Source organism: Pseudomonas marincola, from assembly GCF_900682675.2.
Lineage (GTDB): Bacteria > Pseudomonadota > Gammaproteobacteria > Pseudomonadales > Pseudomonadaceae > Aquipseudomonas > Aquipseudomonas marincola.
The window spans coordinates 404,624-424,492 of record NZ_LR215729.2 but is presented as its reverse complement, the minus strand read 5'-3'; the positions used below and the strand labels follow the sequence as shown (position 1 = coordinate 424,492).

Below are 19,869 nucleotides of genomic sequence, written 5' to 3'. Positions count from 1 at the left end.
ACGCACAAGCGCTTTTCCGGCGCGCTGTGCATAATGCGCCTATGAGCCAAGCCCCGATCAAAACCACTGTTCCCCGTCGTCTTCGCTGGCGCAGCCTGCTGCTGCTCGGGGTATTGCTGGCACCGCTGTTATGGCCGCTGCAGGTCTCGATCGAGCGCTATTACGGCGCGCAGCTCAATGACCAGAAGCGCCAGATTCTCGATTTATACGTGGCCAACCTCCTCGGCACCCTGAGCCGCTACGAAGTGCTGCCGCCGATTTTTGGCCAGTTGCCGAGCCTGCGCCAATTGCTCAAAGGGCAAACCAATATTGCCCTGCAAGATCAGGTGAACCGGCAACTGGCGAGCTTGCGCAAGCAAACCGGCGCCGATGTGATCTACCTCATGGCGCCAAACGGTCAAACCCTCGCGGCCTCCAACTGGAACGACGAGGACTCATTTGTCGGCCGTAACTTCTCTTATCGCCCTTACTTTCGCGAAGCCTTGCAAGGCCGCCACGGGCGCTTCTTCGGGCTGGGCACAACGTCGCGCAAGCGCGGTTACTTCTTCGCCGATGCGGTGCGCGATGGCGACAACATACTCGGCGTGGTCGTGGTCAAAGTCGATCTCGATCACACCGAAACCCTGTGGGGCGATCGCCCTGAACGCTTGCTGGTGACCGATAACTACGGCGTGGTGATACTCACCTCGCATCCTGACTGGCGCTTTCGCTCGACGCGCCCGCTGGATAACGCCGAACGTGCGGTGATTGCCGACACCCAACCCTATCGCATTCAGTCACCTTCGCCCCTGCACCTCAATGAAAAAGCCTGGCTCAAGCAAAGCACGCATCTGGAAGATATCGACTGGACGGTGAGCATTCTGGCACCACGGCGCATGCTCGATGGCCCGGTGCGCACGGCAGTTGCGGTTGGCGGCGCATCGCTGATGATGCTGATATTGCTGCTCGGTCTGCTCATGCAGCGCCGGCGCCATTATCTCGAGCGCATCGCGCTCGACACACACGCCCGCCAAGTGCTGGAGCAACGCGTGCTGGAACGCACGCTCGACCTCGAACAACTCAACAGTCGCCTGCGCCAGGAAGTCCTGGAGCGCGAGCAAGCGCAACAGGAGTTGGTGCGCGCGCAGGACGAACTGGTACAGGCAAGCAAACTGACAGCGCTTGGCACCATGTCGGCCAGCATCAGCCACGAACTCAATCAGCCGCTCGCCGCCATTCGCAGCTATGCCGACAACGCCGGCGTATTGCTCGATCACCAACGCACCGACGATGCCCGCGCCAATCTCAAGCTCATCAGCCAACTCACCGAGCGCATGGCCTCAATCATCGCCCACCTGCGCGCTTTTGCCCGCCGCGATCGCCACGCACCGGAAACCGTCGCACTGCAATCCGCTCTGGACGATGCATTGGCATTGCTGGCCAAACGCCGCCGTGCGCTGGATGTCGAGCTGATCCGCGACCTGCCCGAAGCCACCTTGTGGGTGCAAGCCGGGGAAACCCGCCTGCGCCAAGTGCTCAGCAACCTGCTGGCCAATGCCCTTGATGCGCTCAGCGAGGTGCCGCCGCCACGGCGTTTGTGGTTGAGCAGCGTGGTCACTGCAGACGGCATTGAACTGCACATCCGCGACAACGCCACTGGCTTCTCGGCCGAGGCGCTGCAACGCGCCCGGGAGCCATTTTTCACCACCAAGACCAGCGCGCAGGGGCTCGGATTGGGACTGGCGATTTGCGACAGCCTGATGCGCGCATTCGGCGGCGAACTCAGCTTCGACAATCATCCGCAAGGCGGCGCTTTGTTGATCCTGCGCATGAAGGCCGGTGATAACAGCATGAGCCGGGTGAGTGATGACTTGGCCAATGAGACATGAAGCGTCGCGGCCGAGCTGGTTCGTAGCTTGCATACTGGCAGCAGTGCAACCTTGAACACCGTGCTAAACCGCCCCTATTTTTGTGCAGTCGCTTGCAAAGGAACCCTCACATGACCCGCCTCGACGCTAACACTCAGGTGCTGTTGATTGATGATGATCCACACCTGCGTCAGGCCCTGAGCCAAACCCTTGATCTGGCCGGATTGAAGGTCGTCACGCTCGCCGATGCGCGGGGTGTTGCCGAGCTGATTCAGCCGGACTGGCAAGGCGTGGTGGTCAGTGATATTCGCATGCCGGGCATTGATGGCCTGCAACTTCTGGCGCAACTGCATGAACAAGACCCGCAATTGCCTGTGCTGTTGATTACCGGCCACGGTGATGTGCCGTTGGCGGTGCAAGCCATGCGCAGCGGCGCCTATGACTTTCTTGAAAAGCCATTCGCCAGCGACGACTTGCTTGAGTCGGTGCGCCGCGCATTGGCGCTACGCCAGCTGGTTCTGGAGAACCGCAGCCTGCGCTTGGAGTTGGCGGACCGCAAGCAACTCGCTGCGCGCCTGGTTGGGCAATCGCCTGGCATGCAACGCTTGCGTGAGCAGATCGGCGCGGTGGCCGGGATCAATACCGATGTGCTGATTCTCGGTGAAACCGGCGCTGGCAAAGAGGTCGTGGCGCGTGCCCTGCACGATTTATCCAACCGCCGCGCTGGCCCGTTTGTGGCGATTAACGCGGGCGCACTGGCTGAGTCTGTGGTCGAGAGTGAGCTGTTTGGCCACGAAGCCGGCGCCTTTACCGGCGCGCAGAAACGCCGGATAGGCAAGTTCGAATTTGCCGCTGGCGGCACCCTGTTTCTCGATGAAATCGAAAGCATGAGCCTCGATGTGCAGGTCAAGTTACTGCGCCTGCTGCAGGAACGTGTGGTTGAGCGCTTGGGCGGCAACCAATTGATTCCTCTGGATATCCGCATCATCGCCGCGACCAAGGAAGACCTGCGCCAAGCGGCGGACCAGGGCCGCTTCCGCGCTGACCTGTATTACCGGCTGAACGTCGCGCCGCTGCGGATTCCACCACTGCGTGAGCGCGCCGACGATATTCTGCTGCTGTTCCAGCACTTCACCGAGACCGCCAGCACGCGCCACGGTCTGGCTGTGCGCGAACTCACTGCCGCGCAGCGCGCACAACTGCTGCGCCATCCCTGGCCCGGCAATGTGCGTGAACTGCACAACGCCGCTGAACGCTTTGCCTTGGGCCTTGATTTAGGGCTGGAAGCCGGCGCCGATGCATCGAACGCCACGGCTGAGTTCAGCGGCACACTCAGCGAGCAGGTCGAAGCTTTCGAGAAATCCCTGATCGCCAGTGAGCTTGCACGCTCGCACAGCTCATTGCGCAGCGTGGCCGAGGCGCTTGGCGTGCCCCGCAAAACCCTGCACGACAAACTGCGCAAACACGGCCTGAGTGGCGGAAGCTCGCCAGACGAAGCGGAGTAGTTGGCGGATTTCCGCCACATGTCCCGACCAAGTCTCTTCCTGTAACCGGCATTCGGTTTTTTTCGAGCGGCCTAAACCGCCGTGTCACGCATAACAGCGCTCATTTTATGGCGCTTGGCACAGGCTGGCATGCCGGTTGCTCTAGTGAAGTCCTGGCCCACAACGCAGTAAATTCGGTCTATTGCAGCCTTTGCCCGTCATTTTTTGACAGGCCGCCTAGACTTGCAGTTGTTGCCCAGTAATACGCGCTACCGCGATAACCACAAAAAGAGGAAGCATCGCATGTTCAAACTTTCTGCCAAGGCGCTCGCGTGCGCCCTGTCACTGAGCATCGCTGGTATGGCTCAAGCAGCCGACCCGATCGTCATCAAATTCTCCCACGTAGTGGCCGATAACACCCCGAAAGGCCAAGGTGCCAACCTGTTCAAGAAGCTCGCTGAAGAGCGTCTGCCGGGTAAAGTGAAGGTTGAGGTTTATCCGAACTCTTCGCTGTTTGGCGACGGCAAGGAAATGGAAGCGCTGCTGCTGGGCGACGTTCAGCTGATCGCGCCATCACTGGCCAAGTTTGAGCAATACACCAAGAAACTGCAGATTTTCGACCTGCCGTTCCTGTTCAACGATATCAGCGCAGTCGACAAGTTCCAGCAGAGCCCAGAAGGTCAGGAACTGCTGACTTCGATGGAGTCGAAGAACATCACCGGTCTCGGCTACTGGCACAACGGCATGAAGCAGTTGTCTGCCAACAAAGCCCTGTACGAGCCTAAAGACGCTCGCGGCCTGAAGTTCCGCGTACAGGCTTCTGCCGTACTCGAAGAGCAGTTCAAAGCCGTTCGCGCCAACCCGCGCAAAATGAGCTTCGCCGAGGTTTACCAAGGCCTGCAGACTGGCGTGGTTAACGGTGCGGAAAACCCGTACTCGAACATCTACAGCCAGAAGTTCAACGAAGTTCAGAAGTACATCACCGAGTCCAACCACGGTGTACTAGACTACATGCTGATCACCAACACCAAGTTCTGGAACGGCCTGCCGGATGATGTCCGCACTGAACTGGACAAGATCATCGTGGAAGTTACTGCTGAAGTGAACAAGCAGGCTGATGCCCTGAACGCCGGTGACAAGCAGCGCATCATCGACGCTAAAACCAGCGAAATCATCACCCTCACGCCAGAGCAGCGTGCTGAGTGGCGCGATGCCATGAAGCCGGTCTGGAAGAAGTTTGAAGGTGATATCGGTGCCGACCTGATCAAAGCAGCTGAGGCTGCCAACCAGTAAGGTGAGTTTGCCGTAAGGCACGACTCCCGGCAGCGGCCACGCCCGCTGCCGGCCATTACGGCTGGCCAGCTCCATGCCGGTTCTGGCCAGCAGTTCATACCTCTGGAGAATTTATCGATGAACGCCCTGCGGCGAGCCTGGGACCACTTCGAGGAAGGTTTTATTGCCTTTCTGTTGGGTGCCATGACTCTGGTTACCTTTACCTATGTAATCCTCAACAACCTGTACACCTTCTTCTACAGTTGGGCTGACAACTGGGAAGGCGCCAGCGAGTCCTTGCTGTGGATTGGCGACCATATCCTCGACATGGCTCAGTCCATGACCTGGAGTATTGCCCTGACCAAGGCGCTATTTGCCTGGTTGATCTTTTTCGGTCTGGCTTACGGTGTGCGCACCGCGGGCCATATCGGTGTTGATGCGCTGGTAAAACTGGCTTCACGCCCCGTACAACGCATCATCGGTCTTATCGCCTGCATCGCCTGCCTGACCTACGCCGGCATGATTGCAATTGGCAGCTTTGACTGGGTGAAAACCCTGTTCATCGCGGGCATCGGCGCAGAAGACCTCGGCCATTACGGCATCGCCCAATGGCATATCGCGGCCATCGTACCGTTTGGCTACGCGATGGTATTTATCCGCTTCTTTGAAATCTTCGTGCGAATTCTGCGTAACGAGCAGACTGGCCTCGGCTTGGCTGACGAAGCCGCCGATGCGCTGAAACTGAAAGAACACGAGGCGCAAAAATAATGACCATTCTGTTCCTCTTTGCCGCGCTGTTCGCGCTGATGTTCATCGGCGTGCCGATTGCGGTTTCGCTGGGCCTCGCCGGCTCGGTGACGATTATGTTGTTCAGCCCGGACTCGGTCCGCTCGCTGGCCATCAAGCTGTTTGAAACCTCCGAGCACTACACGCTGCTGGCGATTCCGTTCTTCCTGCTTTCCGGCGCGTTCATGACCACCGGCGGCGTGGCCAAGCGCCTGATCGACTTTGCCAACGCCTGCGTCGGTCATATCCGTGGCGGCCTGGCAATCTCGGCCGTTATGGCGTGCATGCTGTTTGCGGCGCTGTCTGGTTCATCGCCTGCCACCGTTGCCGCAGTCGGCTCGATTGCGATTGCCGGTATGGTGCGCTCGGGTTATCCACAGGCGTTCGGCGCCGGTATCGTGTGTAACGCCGGTACGCTGGGCATTCTGATTCCGCCGTCGATCGTGATGGTGGTCTACGCCGCTGCAACCGAGCAATCGGTCGGCAAGCTGTTCATGGCCGGTGTAATTCCAGGCCTGCTGCTGGGCTTGTCATTGATGGTCGCGATCTACATCGTCGCGCGCAAAATGAACCTACCGGCGCAGCCACGTGCCACCTTCCGCGAGTTTTTGAGTGCCGCGCGCAAAGCCATCTGGGGCTTGCTGCTGATGGTCATCATTCTCGGCGGTATCTACTCGGGCATGTTCACGCCAACTGAAGCCGCTGCGGTAGCCGCAGTCTACGCAGGCTTTGTGGCGCTGTTCGTGTACAAGGATCTGTCGATCCGCGAGTGCCCGAAAGTGCTGCTCGACTCCGGCAAGCTGACCATCATGCTGATGTTCATCATTGCCAACGCCATGCTGTTTGCGCACGTACTGACCACCGAGCAAATCCCGCAGACAATTACCGCATGGGTAATCGAAGCCGGCCTGCAACCGTGGCAATTCCTGCTGGTGGTGAACATCGTGCTGTTGGTCGCCGGTGCGTTCATGGAGCCTTCGGCGATCATCCTGATCCTGGCGCCGATCCTGTTCCCGATTGCCGTGCAACTGGGCATCGACCCGATCCATCTGGGCATCATCATGGTGGTGAACATGGAGATCGGATTGATAACCCCGCCGGTGGGCCTGAACCTGTTCGTGACCTCGGCAGTGACCGGTATGCCACTGACTCAGGTCATCCGCGCCGCCTGGCCCTGGCTGATGCTGTTGCTCGGCTTCCTGATGGTGATCACCTACATCCCGGCTGTTTCAATGGCGCTGCCGAACTGGCTGGGCATGAACTGACCGCTTGACAGCGCATGCTAATGCCCTGCTGGAAACCAACGGCAGGGCATTAGCTGAAAAAAGCAGAAAAGGATGCAGCTGTAAGAATTAGATTCAAATTTTAAGCCCCTGATTCATCTAAGAAAAACCCAAGCCCGGCCTCTGCGTCGGGCTTTTTCATGCCCGCAACTTGCGATTAGTCCTACAGCTTCTATCGTTTTCAACTCAGAAAACAAAAAAACAAACCACTGACCAAAGAACTAGTTGTTTAGTTGATTTGAACTGACTTAAGTCAACACGCTGTCATTAATCAGAGCGCCTAATAGTTGCAAGAAACATTTTGTCGCAGGGAGAACGATTATGTCAGAACCCACCCAAAAACTTCGCCTCGGCGCACTGATTGCGCTGGTTGTAGGCTCAATGATCGGGGGAGGAATCTTCTCTCTCCCGCAAAACATGGCGGCCAGTGCCGGCGCCGGTGCCGTTTTAATCGGCTGGGGCATTACCGCTGTCGGGATGCTAGCCCTGGCCTTTGTATTCCAGACGCTGGCTAACCGAAAGCCAGAACTCGATGCCGGGGTTTATGCCTACGCCAAAGCCGGCTTTGGCGACTACATGGGTTTCTCATCCGCCTGGGGTTACTGGATCAGTGCCTGGCTGGGAAACGTCAGTTACTTCGTTTTACTGTTCAGCACCCTCGGCTACTTCTTCCCGGTGTTCGGTGAAGGCAACACGGTTGCGGCGATCGTCGGCGCATCAGTGGTGCTCTGGGCCGTACACTTTTTGGTGCTTCGCGGCATCAAGGAAGCGGCTTTCATCAACTTGATCACTACCGTGGCCAAGGTCGTCCCGCTGATCATGTTTGTGGTGATCACCGCCGTAGCCTTCAAGATGGATATTTTCACATCCGACTTCTGGGGCCGTGGCAACACCGATCTGGGCACTGTGATGGATCAGGTGCGCAACATGATGCTGGTCACCGTGTGGGTGTTCATCGGTATTGAGGGCGCCAGCATTTATTCGGCCCGTGCCGAGAAGCGCTCAGATGTCGGTAAGGCCACCGTTATTGGCTTCATCGGTACATTGTTGCTGCTGGTGATGGTCAACGTACTGTCGATGGGCATCATGAGCCAGCCAGAACTGGCTGAGCTGAAAAACCCTTCAATGGCGTATGTGCTTGAGCACGTAGTAGGCCACTGGGGCGCCATCCTGATCAGTGTTGGTCTGGTGATTTCTCTGCTCGGTGCTCTGCTTTCCTGGGTGCTGTTGTGCGCTGAGATCATGCACGCTGCGGCGAGCGATCACACCATGCCCAACTTCCTCAAGAAGATGAGCTCCAAAGGTGTGCCAACCAATGCGCTGTGGCTGACCAACATCCTGGTCCAGGCGTTCCTGATAATCACCCTGTTTGCCGCCAGCACTTATACCAGCCTGCTGTACCTGGCAACTTCGATGATCCTTATCCCTTACTTCTGGTCGGCCGCCTACGCCGTGTTGATCGGGGTTAAAGGTGAAACCTACGAGCAAGATCCCGGCGCCCGCAAGAAGGATCTGATCATCGGCGGAATCGCGTTGATCTACGCCATCTGGTTGCTGTATGCCGGCGGCTTCAAATACATCCTGTTGTCTGCACTGCTGTATGCACCCGGTGCGCTGCTGTTCGCCAAAGCCAAGCGCGAACAGAACCTGCAAGTCTTTACCGCAATTGAAAAGGTCATTGTCGTTGCCACCGTATTTGGCGCTGCCTTTGCCGCTTACGGCCTCTACGACGGCTTCCTGACCCTTTAATAGCCTTTATAGCAAGGAGAAAAGACATGTCCAAAGTCAAATTAGGCGTTCACTCCGAAGTTGGTAAATTACACAAAGTGATGGTCTGCTCACCCGGTTTGGCGCACTTGCGCCTCACCCCAAACAACTGCGATGAGCTGCTTTTTGATGATGTGATCTGGGTAAGCCAGGCCAAGCGTGACCACTTCGACTTCGTCACCAAAATGCGTGAGCGCAACATCGAAGTGCTGGAAATGCACAACCTGCTGACCGAGACACTGAAGATCCCAGCCGCGATGGACTGGATTCTCGAACGCAAACTGACCGCCAACCAGATTGGCACCGGCCTGACCGATGAAGTTTCCAGCTGGATGCGCAGCCTTGATCCACGCGCACTGGCTGAGCATCTGATCGGCGGCGTATCAGTGACCGACCTGATCAACGCACTCGGCGCCAGCAAAGAACTGACCATGCTGGGCGATTTCATCGGCGAGTCGAGCTTCATCCTGCCGCCACTGCCCAACACCCAGTTCACCCGTGACACCACTTGCTGGATTTACGGCGGCGTTACGCTCAACCCAATGTATTGGCCAGCGCGCCGTCAGGAAACTCTGCTGACCAGCGCCATCTACAAGTTCCATCCAGACTTCACCAACGCGGAATTTGAAGTGTGGTACGGCGATCCAGATCTGGATCACGGTATGGCCACTCTCGAAGGCGGCGACGTCATGCCAATCGGCAACGGCGTAGTACTGGTCGGCATGGGTGAGCGCAGCTCGCGTCAGGCCATCGGCCAACTCGCACAGAACCTGTTCGCCAAAGGCGCTGCCGAGAAAGTAATCGTGGCCGGCTTGCCTAAATCACGCGCAGCCATGCACCTCGATACCGTGTTCAGCTTCTGCGACCGTGACCTTGTCACTATCTTCCCGGAAGTGGTTTCACAGATTGTGCCCTTCACCCTGCGCCCAGATGAAAGCAGCCCAACCGGCATGAACATCCGCCGCGAAGAGAAATCCTTCCTCGACGTGGTTGCCGACTCGCTGAACCTGAAGAAACTGCGCGTCGTACAAACCGGCGGCGACAGCTATGAAGCTGAACGCGAGCAGTGGGACGACGGCAATAACGTGGTCTGCCTCGAACCTGGCGTGGTGGTTGGCTACGACCGCAACACCTACACCAACACTCTTTTGCGCAAAGCCGGTGTTGAAGTTGTCACCATCAGCGCCAGTGAACTCGGCCGCGGCCGTGGCGGTGGCCACTGCATGACCTGCCCGATCCTGCGCGATCCGGTCGACTATTAAAAAGCAATGTTAGGCGCTTACGAGGCGCAACTCGCCAAACCAGCCACAAGCTGTACTGGTAGGCCTGAAATTCTTGAATTCATGGAGATTTAATCATGGCTTTTAACATGCACAACCGTAACCTGCTCAGCCTTGTTCATCACACTGAGCGTGAACTTCGCTATCTGCTCGACCTGTCTCGCGACCTTAAGCGTGCCAAATACACCGGCACCGAGCAGCAGCACCTGCAGCGTAAAAACATCGCGCTGATTTTTGAAAAGACCTCCACTCGCACACGCTGTGCGTTTGAAGTGGCCGCCTACGATCAAGGCGCAAATGTCACCTATATCGACCCGAACTCCTCGCAGATCGGTCACAAAGAAACCATGAAAGACACGGCGCGCGTTTTGGGCCGTATGTATGACGCCATCGAGTATCGCGGCTACAGTCAGGACATCGTAGAAGACCTGGCCCAGTACGCAGGCGTACCGGTATTCAACGGCCTCACCGATGAGTATCACCCAACCCAGATGCTGGCAGACGTGCTGACCATGCGCGAGAACTGTGACAAGCCTCTGCACGACATCAGCTATGCCTACCTGGGCGACGCCCGCAACAACATGGGTAACTCGCTGCTGCTGGTTGGCGCCAAGCTGGGGATGGATGTTCGCATCGCCGCGCCTAAAGAGCTGATGCCAGACCCTGAGTTTGTTGCGCAGTGCGAAGAGTTCGCCAAAGCCAGTGGCGCACGCATCACCCTCACCGAAGACCCGAAAGAAGCTGTCAAGGGCGTTGATTTCATCCACACCGACGTTTGGGTGTCGATGGGCGAGCCAGTTGAGGCTTGGGGCGAGCGCATCAAGCTGCTGCTGCCTTATCAGGTCAACAGCGACATGATGAAGGCCACCGGAACTCCACGGACCAAGTTCATGCACTGCTTGCCTGCGTTCCACAACACCGATACCAAAGTCGGCAAGCAGGTTGCCGAAAAGTATCCGCATCTGGCAGGCGGCATCGAAGTGACTGAAGAAGTTTTCGAGTCCCCTGCGTGCATCGCGTTTGAGCAAGCAGAAAACCGCATGCACACCATCAAAGCCATTCTGGTTTCAACTCTCGGCGACGTCTAAGCGCCCGCCTACAACGCCGTGCGTCCTGCACGGCGTTGTTGCTTCACTGAATCCCTTTTTGGAGGTATTAGCATGCGTATCGTCGTCGCTCTGGGCGGGAACGCCCTGCTCCGTCGTGGTGAACCCATGACGGCTGACAACCAACGTGAAAACATCCGTATCGCTACCGAACAAATCGCCAAAGTTGCCCCCGGCAATGAGCTGGTGATTGCCCACGGTAACGGCCCGCAAGTCGGCCTGCTGGCACTCCAAGGCGCTGCTTACAAAGCCACCAGCCCTTACCCGCTAGACGTGCTGGGCGCCGAAACAGAAGGCATGATCGGCTACATGATCGAACAGGAGCTGGGCAACCTGCTGCCGTTCGAAGTGCCATTCGCCACCCTGCTTACCCAAGTTGAAGTAGACCCGGAAGACCCGGCGTTCAAGAACCCGACCAAGCCAATAGGCCCGGTTTATTCGAAGGAAGAAGCCGAGGCGCTGGCGGCCGAAAAAGGCTGGAGCATTGCCCCCGATGGCGACAAGTTCCGCCGGGTTGTACCCAGCCCACGGCCTAAGCAGATTTTCGAAATCCGCCCGGCCAAATGGCTGCTCGAAAAAGGCGCAGTGGTGATCTGTGCAGGTGGCGGTGGCATTCCCACCATGTACGGTGAAGACGGCAAGCTACAAGGCGTTGAAGCGGTAATCGACAAAGACCTGTGCTCGGCATTGCTCGCCGAACAACTTGAAGCCGATTTGCTGGTCATCGCCACAGACGTGGAAGCAGCCTTTATTGACTGGGGCAAGCCCACGCAAAAAGCCATTGCCGAAGCCAGCCCGGATGAACTCGACAAGCTCGGCTTTGCTGCCGGCTCTATGGGGCCGAAAGTGTTGGCTGCCAGCGAGTTTGCCCGCAACACTGGCAAGACCGCAGTTATTGGTTCGCTGGCGCAGATTGACGCCATCGTTCAGGGCGTTGGTGGCACCCGGGTCAGCACCGATAGCAAGGAAGTGCGTTATCACTAAGCGCTCGGCATGAAGCCGGGTTCTAGTGTCAACCAACCAGCGCTGCGCGGCCTTCACCGCTCAGCGCTGGTTGCGTTTCAGGCCAGCGCTTTGGCCTGCTCGCGCAAGACGAATTTCTGCACCTTGCCGGTCGAGGTTTTCGGCAGTTCGCAGAACACTACTTTGCCAGGCACTTTGAAGCGCGCCATGTGATGCTGGCAAAACTTGATGACCGACTCCTCGGTCGACTCAGTGCCGGGCTTGAGCGTCACGAACGCACACGGCGTTTCACCCCAGCGCTCGCTGTGCATGGCCACCACGGCGGCTTCAAGAATGTACGGATGGCGATAGAGCACATCCTCGATCTCGATGGACGAGATATTTTCCCCGCCGGAAATGATGATGTCTTTCGAGCGGTCCTTGATCTCGACATAGCCATCGGCATGCCACACGGCCAGATCACCTGAATGAAACCAGCCACCGGCAAACGCTTCAGCCGTTGCGGTCGGGTTTTTCAGATAACCTTTCATCACCACGTTGCCGCGCATGAATATCTCGCCAATGGTTTCGCCATCACGCGGCACCGGCTGCAACGTTTGCGGGTCGGCGACCATCAACTCATCAAGCAATGGCGCACGCACGCCTTGGCGCGACTTGTAACGCGCACGCTGCTCGGGCGCTTCGCTGTCCCACTCATCCTGCCACTCGCACACCACACTCGGCCCGTAGGTTTCGGTAAGGCCGTAAACGTGGGTGACCTGAAAGCCTTGCGACTCCATCGCCTCGATCACCGCAGCCGGTGGCGGCGCTCCGGCGGTCATGACTTTCACCGGACGGGTTTTCAGCGCTTTAAGCTCAGGCGATGCGTTGGCCAGCATGTTCATGACAATCGGCGCACCACAAAAATGATCGACTGCATGCTCCGCCAGCGCCGGGAAAATCGCCTCGGCGCGCACGTGACGCAGGCACACATTGGTTCCCACATAGGCTGCCAGCGCCCAAGGGAAACACCAGCCGTTGCAGTGGAACATCGGCAGCGTCCACAAATACACCGGGAAGCGCGTCATGTCCCAGCACATGGCATTGGACAACGCATTGAGGTGCGCGCCACGGTGGTGATAAACCACGCCTTTGGGATTGCCGGTGGTGCCCGAGGTGTAATTCAGCGCGATGGCTTGCCATTCATCCGCCGGCAGCTGCCATGCATAGTCCGCATCGCCTTCGGCCAGAAAAGCTTCATAGTCGAGTTCGCCGATCAGCTGGCCTTCATCGTACTCAACATCGTCGATGCCAATAATCAGCGGGCGGTTGGGCATGTGACTGGTTGCCCGTTGAGCGACCTCGGCAAACTCCTTATCCACCATCAACACCTTGGCTTCGCCGTGCTGGAGAATAAAGCCGATGGCTTCGGCATCAAGGCGGGTGTTGATCGCGTTGATCACCGCGCCGCACATCGGCACACCAAAATGCGCTTCAAACATCGCAATACCATTGGGTGCGATCACCGCCACGGTATCGCCGAGGCCAATGCCGCGCTTGGCCAATGCTGAAGCCAGACGAACGCTGCGGGCGTATGTTTCGCCCCAGGTTTGCCGCTGGCGGCCATTAATCAGTGCAACTCGCTGTGGATAAATACTTGCCGCACGCTCCAGAAAACTCAGCGGGCTGAGTGCCTGAAAGTTCGCAGCTTCTCGCGGCATGCCGTATTCGTAAGGGTTGATGGCGTTCATTTTTATTCTCCTGCGCACCATTACGCTGAACTTATGGTCATAACCCTATCAGTTGCATGGCTTTATTTGATCCTCTACCTTGGTCGAAACAGTGACTTCCAAGTCATACTTCGCGTCAGCATAGGCATCCGAACGGTTAAACCGGCGTGAGTCTGTGTTAGTTACAGTCTTGCAGCTGCACCCCAGACGAGCTGAATCGCTTCATCTGCGCTCGCCTGGTGTACTTATTTGAGGAGTTACCGCGTGATGTCTCGCTTACCCGTTATTGTTGGTTTTGGTGGTTATAACGCAGCCGGCCGCAGTTCTTTTCACCACGGTTTCCGGCGTACGGTAATCGAGTCGCTCGACCTGGCCAGCCGTCAGGCCACCCTTGCAGGCCTCGCAGTGCTGATGAAACTGGTGCGCGTGGTAGACGGCCAGTATCAGACCCATGAAGGCACTGAACTGACATTGGCCGAGATCGATGAGCAATTCGCTCAAGTGATTCTGGCCTCGACACTGGTTCGCCGCATCGACAAGAAATACCTCGATGTTGATGCAGCCCACTGGCAAAAAAACATCACCATCGATGCCACCGCCGGCAACCCGCTGAGCTTCATCACCCTGCGCAAACAGTTGCCAGACCCGCTGCCCTCGGACTGGACAGTGGAAGACCTGAGCGCCAGCGAAGTGCGGGTTACTCTGTACGACAGCTGCGACTTCAAGATCGACAGCTACCGCGCTTTACCGGTGAAATCGGCCGGGCAATTGCCTACAGGTTTCGAGCCGAGTGAACTCTACAACGCCCGCTTCCACCCGCGCGGCCTGGCCATGACAGTCGTCGGCGCCACCGATGCGCTGCGCTCGACTGGCATCGACTGGCAAACCATCCTCAAGCACGTCGCGCCGGATGAAGTGGCGGTGTTCTCTGGCAGCATCATGAGCCAGCTGGACGAAAACGGTTACGGCGGCCTCATGCAATCTCGCCTCAAGGGCGGGCGCGTAACGGCCAAGCAGTTGCCGCTGGGCTTTAACAGCATGCCCACCGACTTCATCAACGCCTACGTGCTGGGCAGTGTCGGCACCACCGGCAGTATTACCGGCGCGTGCGCAACCTTCCTGTATAACCTGCAAAAAGGCATCGAGCACATTCAGTCTGGCAAGGCGCGCGTGGTGCTCGTGGGTAACAGCGAGGCGCCGATCACTCAGGAATGCATCGAAGGTTATGGCGCCATGGGCGCACTGGCGACCGAGGAAGGCTTGCGCCAGATTGAAGGCACCGACGACGTCAACTTCCAGCGCGCCAGTCGCCCGTTCGGCCATAACTGCGGTTTCACGCTGGCCGAGTCCTGCCAGTACGTGATGCTGATGGACGACGAGCTGGCCATGGAGCTGGGCGCAGACATTCACGGCGCTGTGCCGGATGTGTTTATCAACGCCGACGGCTTCAAGAAATCGATTTCGGCGCCTGGCCCGGGTAATTATCTGACCATGGCCAAGGCCGTAGCCAGCGCCACGCAGATCCTCGGCGCAGAAGCCGTGCGCACGCGCAGCTTCGTCCACGCCCACGGCTCCAGCACGCCGGCCAACCGCACCACCGAATCCGACCTGCTCAACCGGATCGCCGCCACCTTCGGTATCGAAAGCTGGCCAATCACCGCCGCCAAGGCATTCGTCGGCCACTCACTGGCAACCGCCAGTGGCGATCAGGTTATCTCGGCCCTCGGCACCTTCAAGTACGGCCTGCTGCCCGGCATCAAAACCATCGATAAAGTGGCCGATGATGTGCACCAGCAACACCTGAGCATTGCCATCAAAGACCGCCAGCTGGGCGAGCAGGCGATGGATGTGTGCTTCGTCAATTCCAAGGGCTTTGGCGGCAACAACGCCAGCGGCGTGATCCTCGCGCCACACGTTGCCGAACGCATGCTGCGCAAGCGCTACGGCGAAGCGGCATGGGGCAATTACGTTGAACGCCGCGAGCAGACCCGGCGCAATGCCGAAACCTATGAGCGCAATGCCCTGCTCGGCCAACTCGACATCATCTACAACTTCGGCAATGACATGATCGATGACAGCCACATCGAACTGGGCACCGAACAAATCAGCATCCCTGGTTTCAGCCAGCCGCTGGTGTTCAAGAAAGATGATCGCTACAAAGACATGCTCGACTGAGTGAAACGGGGCGGCCAGCCAACCTGCCGCCCCGCTCCCCTAAACACCGTCCCCTCGCCGCGCACGGCAATTCCAACCGATTGGTTGGTCACCGGGCTGTGCACGCTTTTATCCACAGGTTGGCTGGGCGCCAAGGCCCGTTGATCACGACTCATTGCCCGCGCACCTTGGAATCTGCAAATAAAACCCCACTATTTAACTCAGGCATGTTTTCCCGCGGCGCGGCACCCAAGTGTCGAACGCTTAGCGCAACCGAATAGGCAGGGCTCATGAGTGAATTAGCAAAGACCAAGATTTCAATCCTCGACCTCGCGCCGATTCGTGACGACGGCGGTCCGCAGCAGGCCCTGCAAAACTCACTGGCGCTGGCTCAACATGCCGAGCGGCTGGGTTACGAGCGATTCTGGGTGGCTGAACACCACAACATGGATGGCATCGCCAGTTCGGCCACGGCGGTACTGCTCGGGTATCTGGCGGCAGGCACTTCGACCATTCGCCTCGGTTCTGGCGGGGTGATGCTGCCCAACCATGCGCCGCTGGTGATCGCCGAACAATTCGGCACGCTCGCCACCTTATATCCAGGGCGCATTGAACTTGGCCTGGGCCGTGCGCCAGGCGCTGACCAGTACACCGCGCATGCACTGCGTCGTGAGCGTTCCGGCAGCGCCGATGATTTCCCGGCTGATGTCGAAGAGTTGCAAGGGTATCTCGGCCCACGCACGCGCAATCAGCGCGTCGTCGCCATGCCGGGCGCAGACACCAACGTGCCGATCTGGCTGCTCGGTTCGAGCCTGTTCAGTGCGCAACTGGCCGGCATGAAGGGTTTGCCTTACGCGTTCGCCTCGCACTTCGCCCCGCGCATGATGCACGAGGCGATCCGGGTTTATCGCAACCACTTCAAACCCTCCGCCACCCTCGACAAGCCTTACGTAATGCTCGGCGTGCCGCTGGTTGCCGCCGATACCGATGAGCAGGCAGATTATTTGGTGACCTCGGTTTATCAGCGCATTCTGGCGCTGATTCGCGGCCAGAGCCTGGTCCAGCGCCCGCCCGTCGACAGCATGGAAGGCCTGTGGCTGCCGCACGAACGCGCCGCTGTAGGAGATTTTCTGGGCATGGCAGTGGTTGGCGGTCCGGAGAAAGTGCGCGCCCGCCTTGATGTGCTGCTGGAGCAGACCGATGCTGACGAGCTGATATTTACCGGCGACCTGTACAACTTCGACGATCGCCTGCGCTCATTCGAAATTCTCGCGCAGCTACGCTAGGGTCTTTAAAGGCCTCGCCTTGTGCGAGGCCAGCCATTCGACGTGACCCAACCCAGTCAGGAGTCTGAGCATGGCAACCCTTTACCATCAGTTGATGATCAACGCGCCCGCCGCCAAGGTTTTCCAAGCCCTCTCAACCATAGAGGGTATTGGCAGTTGGTGGGACACGCCCAAAGCCGGCGAACACGAACAGCTGGCCGCATGGTTATTCGAGCCGGGCGCAGGCCACGACGTGCTGATAATGGCCGTCGATGAGTCTGTACCGAACAGCCGCATACTGTGGCGCTGCGTTAGCGAGCATGAACAATCGAGCCCGGCATCGGCCTGGTTTGGCACCGGAATTGTCTTTGAGCTGGCGGCCAACGCCGACAAAACCATGCTGGAGTTTCGCCACGCCGGCTGGGACGAATCGAATCGCTACCTCGGCTTCTGCAATTTCCAGTGGGCGATGTCACTCAAGGCGCTCAAGGACTACTGCGAACGCAGGTGAAACCCGGCCATGGAAAATACCCCCGGGCGTTGAGTGCGGCTAGAACGTCCCGCAACGCAGAACTTCGCCTCGGGCCAGCTCATTACGCTGCTCGTCATAAAGAAATGCCTGCGCGCTGCGCATGAGTGAACGCGCCTCCAGCCGGTAATGCTGGCCGGCGGCAAAGCTGTCGTAGCGCACACGAATTTCGCAGGTCACCTGAGTCGGCTCCGACATGTAACCACCGCCGCCATTGACCTCGAACTGAAAGCGCGAGATCAACTCATGGGCGCCGGGGCTGACCTCGAAATAGCGGCCATCGTCCCAGCGTTTACCGTCCAGCTTATCCGCCATCAAAAGCTCCCCGGCCACGGCAAAAGGCTCAACCCAGGCCTTGCCGGGATCAGGTGCGGGTAACGGTGAAGAACAACCGGCCAGAACCAGCAGGCCGGCGGCAATGGATATGCGGCGCATGGTCACGCCTCCTGAATAGAGAATCTCACTCAAGCATAGCTGGCTGCGCCCGGGTTATCCGCAACGACCTTCCTTGGCGCGGGCAAGCTCTTGGTTATGTTCATCATAAAGTTTGGCCCAGGCGCGGAATCCGGTATTTCCGGCTTCCAGACGGTAGCGCTCTCCCTTGGCAAAGTCGGCGTAGACCAATTTCACCTCGCAGCGCCGGCTCAAGGCGGAACTGCTGGAGCCAACATTGCTGCCATCGACCTTGAACAATACGCGCGCAACCAGTTCATGGCGGCCAGGCGTTACCTGAAAATATTCCCAGTCATCGACCGGCTTATCGTCGACTTTATAAGCAAACAGGCGATTATCGCGATTGGTGCTCAAATCGACCCAGGCCTGCTCGGAATCATAGGCCCACATATGGGCACAGCCACTCAGCAACAACACACCCGCAACCAGTAACGGACCACGCATACAGAGACTCCAGAGCAAAGTGCGTCAGGCTGGCGAAATCACCTGCGATTGCAGTAGTGTCGCGCCATGCCCAAATTCATATCACCCCTACTCGACCGCCTCTCACTGCGCTGGGTTCCCCTGCTCGGGGCTTTGGCGCTGAGCGGTTGCAGCAGCGTCGACTATTACGGCCAGCTTCTCGGCGGCCAGTACGCCTTGCTCAGCAGCCGCGAGCCGGTTGCCGAAATCGTCGCCAACCCGGCACAAAATCCGCAGTTACGTAAGCGCCTGGCCCTCTCACAGCAGGCCCGCGACTTCGCCAGCAGCGCACTGGCATTGCCGGACAACAACAGTTATCGCCTGTATGCCGATATAAAGCGGCCGTTTGTGGTGTGGAATGTATTCGCAACGCCCGAGTTCTCGCTGGAGCCCGAGCTGTATTGTTTCCCCATTGCCGGCTGCGTGGCGTATCGCGGTTTCTATGACCAGAATCGCGCCCGCGGCGCCAAAGCCCTGCTGCAACTGCAGGGGCTCGACACTTACATGGGCGGTGTCGAGGCCTACTCGACGCTGGGCTGGTTCGATGACCCGATTCTCAACACCATGCTGCGCTGGAGAGATCAGCGGCTGGTGGCGGTTATCTTCCATGAATTAACCCATCAAAAACTCTATGTGCCGGGCGACACTGCGTTCAATGAATCCTTCGCCACATTCGTCGAGCAACAAGGCTGGCGGCAGTGGCATCAAGCTCATCCGGATTCAGCTGCGCAGGCGCCCAATCAGCAAGTGTTAAAACAGCGCGCCGAATTTACCGAGTTGGTGCTGGCCAGCCGAGAACGCCTGAAAACGCTCTACGCCAGCGGCCAGACACCCGAACAGATGCGCACTGGGAAGCAGGCCGAGTTCGAGCAATTACGCCGCAACTACCGCGCGCTACGCGACAGCCAATGGGGCGGCACAGGCGCTTACGACAGCTGGATTGAAGCGCCGATGAACAACGCCAAACTGCTGCCCTTCGGCCTCTACGACCATTGGGTTACAGCCTTTGCCGTGTTGTTCGAGCAAGCCAATGGCGACTGGACCAAGTTCTACGCGCAAGCTGCAAAAATAGGCGCCCTGAACCCGGATGAACGCAAGGCGCGACTTGAGCAATTGCAACAAGCCGCAGCGCCGCAAAGCGCACATGACACCAAACATTGAGGGCCATAGGACTGCCGAGCGGATAGCTTCCGGCTTTATTTCGCGTCTTTATCGCTAAAAATTATTAAAGCCTGTGCATTTTTGCAGAGTGGGTGTGTTGTATTGCTAATTGCCCCCACCCTGACTTCTGCCTACTCTCGAACTGCTGACGCTGTCGACAACACAAGAATGACAGCCTGCCTCTAGCCCTGAGCTCAAACTCTCTCGAACATGTAGGAGTCGCACATGGTAGTGCCAATAATAACAATCAGCTTCACTCGCACACCGTATGACCTGCCCGCGCAGCAAAGCGCTGCCTATCCCTGGCTGCAATCGATCCCTATCAAAAGATAACAATCGGCCTCACAT

The 19,869-nt window shown here is 58.2% G+C and carries 16 protein-coding genes; 13 read left to right on the top strand and 3 right to left on the bottom strand.

The annotated features are described in order from the left end of the window. Positions 1–41 precede the first annotated feature (41 nt). The 9 genes from PMYSY11_RS01785 (at position 42) to arcC (ending at position 11,809) form a co-directional block, all read left to right on the top strand. Positions 42–1,868, top strand: a complete 1,827-nt coding sequence (locus tag PMYSY11_RS01785) for a sensor histidine kinase (protein ID WP_150548155.1) — start codon at positions 42–44, stop codon at positions 1,866–1,868. 110 nt (positions 1,869–1,978) lie between these two features. Further along, the gene (locus PMYSY11_RS01780) at positions 1,979–3,352 is read left to right on the top strand and encodes a sigma-54-dependent transcriptional regulator (protein ID WP_150548154.1); all 1,374 of its coding nucleotides are present in this window, start codon (positions 1,979–1,981) and stop codon (positions 3,350–3,352) included. A gap of 282 nt (positions 3,353–3,634) precedes the next feature. Further along, complete coding sequence (gene dctP / locus PMYSY11_RS01775) at positions 3,635–4,624, top strand: C4-dicarboxylate TRAP substrate-binding protein DctP (protein ID WP_150548153.1); 990 nt, start codon at positions 3,635–3,637, stop codon at positions 4,622–4,624. A gap of 117 nt (positions 4,625–4,741) precedes the next feature. Continuing rightward, on the top strand, positions 4,742–5,371 hold the full coding sequence (locus tag PMYSY11_RS01770) for a TRAP transporter small permease (protein WP_090515919.1): 630 nt from the start codon (positions 4,742–4,744) through the stop codon (positions 5,369–5,371). Continuing rightward, positions 5,371–6,654: a C4-dicarboxylate TRAP transporter large permease protein DctM gene (gene dctM, locus PMYSY11_RS01765; protein WP_150548152.1), complete on the top strand. Its 1,284-nt coding sequence runs from the start codon at positions 5,371–5,373 to the stop codon at positions 6,652–6,654. The genes PMYSY11_RS01770 and dctM overlap by 1 nt, the downstream gene beginning before the upstream one ends. A 339-nt stretch (positions 6,655–6,993) precedes the next feature. Then, positions 6,994–8,421, top strand: a complete 1,428-nt coding sequence (gene arcD / locus PMYSY11_RS01760; protein WP_150548151.1) for an arginine-ornithine antiporter — start codon at positions 6,994–6,996, stop codon at positions 8,419–8,421. Between the two features lie 26 nt (positions 8,422–8,447). Then, complete coding sequence (gene arcA / locus PMYSY11_RS01755) at positions 8,448–9,701, top strand: arginine deiminase (protein ID WP_069902386.1); 1,254 nt, start codon at positions 8,448–8,450, stop codon at positions 9,699–9,701. 95 nt (positions 9,702–9,796) lie between these two features. After that, positions 9,797–10,807 carry an ornithine carbamoyltransferase gene (locus PMYSY11_RS01750; protein WP_150548150.1) on the top strand — a complete coding sequence of 337 codons (1,011 nt, stop codon included), beginning with the start codon at positions 9,797–9,799 and terminating at the stop codon, positions 10,805–10,807. A 72-nt stretch (positions 10,808–10,879) separates the two neighbouring features. Continuing rightward, positions 10,880–11,809 carry a carbamate kinase gene (gene arcC, locus PMYSY11_RS01745; RefSeq protein ID WP_150548149.1) on the top strand — a complete coding sequence of 310 codons (930 nt, stop codon included), beginning with the start codon at positions 10,880–10,882 and terminating at the stop codon, positions 11,807–11,809. Positions 11,810–11,886: 77 nt separating this feature from the next. Here arcC and PMYSY11_RS01740 read toward each other — a convergent pair whose 3' ends face one another. Then, positions 11,887–13,509 (bottom strand): acyl-CoA synthetase, encoded by a 1,623-nt coding sequence (locus PMYSY11_RS01740; RefSeq protein ID WP_420830076.1) that lies wholly within the window; start codon positions 13,507–13,509, stop codon positions 11,887–11,889. A 255-nt stretch (positions 13,510–13,764) separates the two neighbouring features. Here PMYSY11_RS01740 and PMYSY11_RS01735 point away from each other — a divergent pair, with 255 nt between their 5' ends. From PMYSY11_RS01735 to PMYSY11_RS01725, 3 genes are all read left to right on the top strand, one after another. Continuing rightward, positions 13,765–15,672 (top strand): beta-ketoacyl synthase, encoded by a 1,908-nt coding sequence (locus tag PMYSY11_RS01735; protein ID WP_069902382.1) that lies wholly within the window; start codon positions 13,765–13,767, stop codon positions 15,670–15,672. Positions 15,673–15,941: 269 nt separating this feature from the next. Then, positions 15,942–16,937 carry an LLM class flavin-dependent oxidoreductase gene (locus PMYSY11_RS01730; protein ID WP_150548147.1) on the top strand — a complete coding sequence of 332 codons (996 nt, stop codon included), beginning with the start codon at positions 15,942–15,944 and terminating at the stop codon, positions 16,935–16,937. A 70-nt stretch (positions 16,938–17,007) separates the two neighbouring features. Beyond that, positions 17,008–17,427 (top strand): SRPBCC family protein, encoded by a 420-nt coding sequence (locus tag PMYSY11_RS01725; protein ID WP_150548146.1) that lies wholly within the window; start codon positions 17,008–17,010, stop codon positions 17,425–17,427. 39 nt (positions 17,428–17,466) lie between these two features. On the opposite strand, the gene PMYSY11_RS01720 is transcribed toward PMYSY11_RS01725, so the two are convergent. Then, positions 17,467–17,880: a PA0061/PA0062 family lipoprotein gene (locus PMYSY11_RS01720; protein WP_069902379.1), complete on the bottom strand. Its 414-nt coding sequence runs from the start codon at positions 17,878–17,880 to the stop codon at positions 17,467–17,469. A 54-nt stretch (positions 17,881–17,934) separates the two neighbouring features. Next, a complete protein-coding gene (locus PMYSY11_RS01715; protein ID WP_090515595.1) occupies positions 17,935–18,342 on the bottom strand; it encodes a PA0061/PA0062 family lipoprotein in 408 nt (135 codons plus the stop codon). Positions 18,343–18,408: 66 nt separating this feature from the next. Here PMYSY11_RS01715 and PMYSY11_RS01710 point away from each other — a divergent pair, with 66 nt between their 5' ends. Continuing rightward, positions 18,409–19,521 (top strand): aminopeptidase, encoded by a 1,113-nt coding sequence (locus PMYSY11_RS01710; protein ID WP_150548145.1) that lies wholly within the window; start codon positions 18,409–18,411, stop codon positions 19,519–19,521. Positions 19,522–19,869 lie beyond the last annotated feature (348 nt).

Coding starts and splice junctions, on each gene's coding strand:
- arcC (WP_150548149.1), top strand. CDS start 10,880: ATGCGTATCGTCGTCGCTCTGGGCGGGAACGCCCTGCTCCGTCGTGGT.
- PMYSY11_RS01715 (WP_090515595.1), bottom strand. CDS start 18,342: ATGCGTGGTCCGTTACTGGTTGCGGGTGTGTTGTTGCTGAGTGGCTGT.
- arcD (WP_150548151.1), top strand. CDS start 6,994: ATGTCAGAACCCACCCAAAAACTTCGCCTCGGCGCACTGATTGCGCTG.
- dctP (WP_150548153.1), top strand. CDS start 3,635: ATGTTCAAACTTTCTGCCAAGGCGCTCGCGTGCGCCCTGTCACTGAGC.
- dctM (WP_150548152.1), top strand. CDS start 5,371: ATGACCATTCTGTTCCTCTTTGCCGCGCTGTTCGCGCTGATGTTCATC.
- arcA (WP_069902386.1), top strand. CDS start 8,448: ATGTCCAAAGTCAAATTAGGCGTTCACTCCGAAGTTGGTAAATTACAC.
- PMYSY11_RS01730 (WP_150548147.1), top strand. CDS start 15,942: ATGAGTGAATTAGCAAAGACCAAGATTTCAATCCTCGACCTCGCGCCG.
- PMYSY11_RS01750 (WP_150548150.1), top strand. CDS start 9,797: ATGGCTTTTAACATGCACAACCGTAACCTGCTCAGCCTTGTTCATCAC.
- PMYSY11_RS01720 (WP_069902379.1), bottom strand. CDS start 17,880: ATGCGCCGCATATCCATTGCCGCCGGCCTGCTGGTTCTGGCCGGTTGT.
- PMYSY11_RS01710 (WP_150548145.1), top strand. CDS start 18,409: ATGCCCAAATTCATATCACCCCTACTCGACCGCCTCTCACTGCGCTGG.
- PMYSY11_RS01780 (WP_150548154.1), top strand. CDS start 1,979: ATGACCCGCCTCGACGCTAACACTCAGGTGCTGTTGATTGATGATGAT.
- PMYSY11_RS01735 (WP_069902382.1), top strand. CDS start 13,765: ATGTCTCGCTTACCCGTTATTGTTGGTTTTGGTGGTTATAACGCAGCC.
- PMYSY11_RS01770 (WP_090515919.1), top strand. CDS start 4,742: ATGAACGCCCTGCGGCGAGCCTGGGACCACTTCGAGGAAGGTTTTATT.
- PMYSY11_RS01725 (WP_150548146.1), top strand. CDS start 17,008: ATGGCAACCCTTTACCATCAGTTGATGATCAACGCGCCCGCCGCCAAG.
- PMYSY11_RS01785 (WP_150548155.1), top strand. CDS start 42: ATGAGCCAAGCCCCGATCAAAACCACTGTTCCCCGTCGTCTTCGCTGG.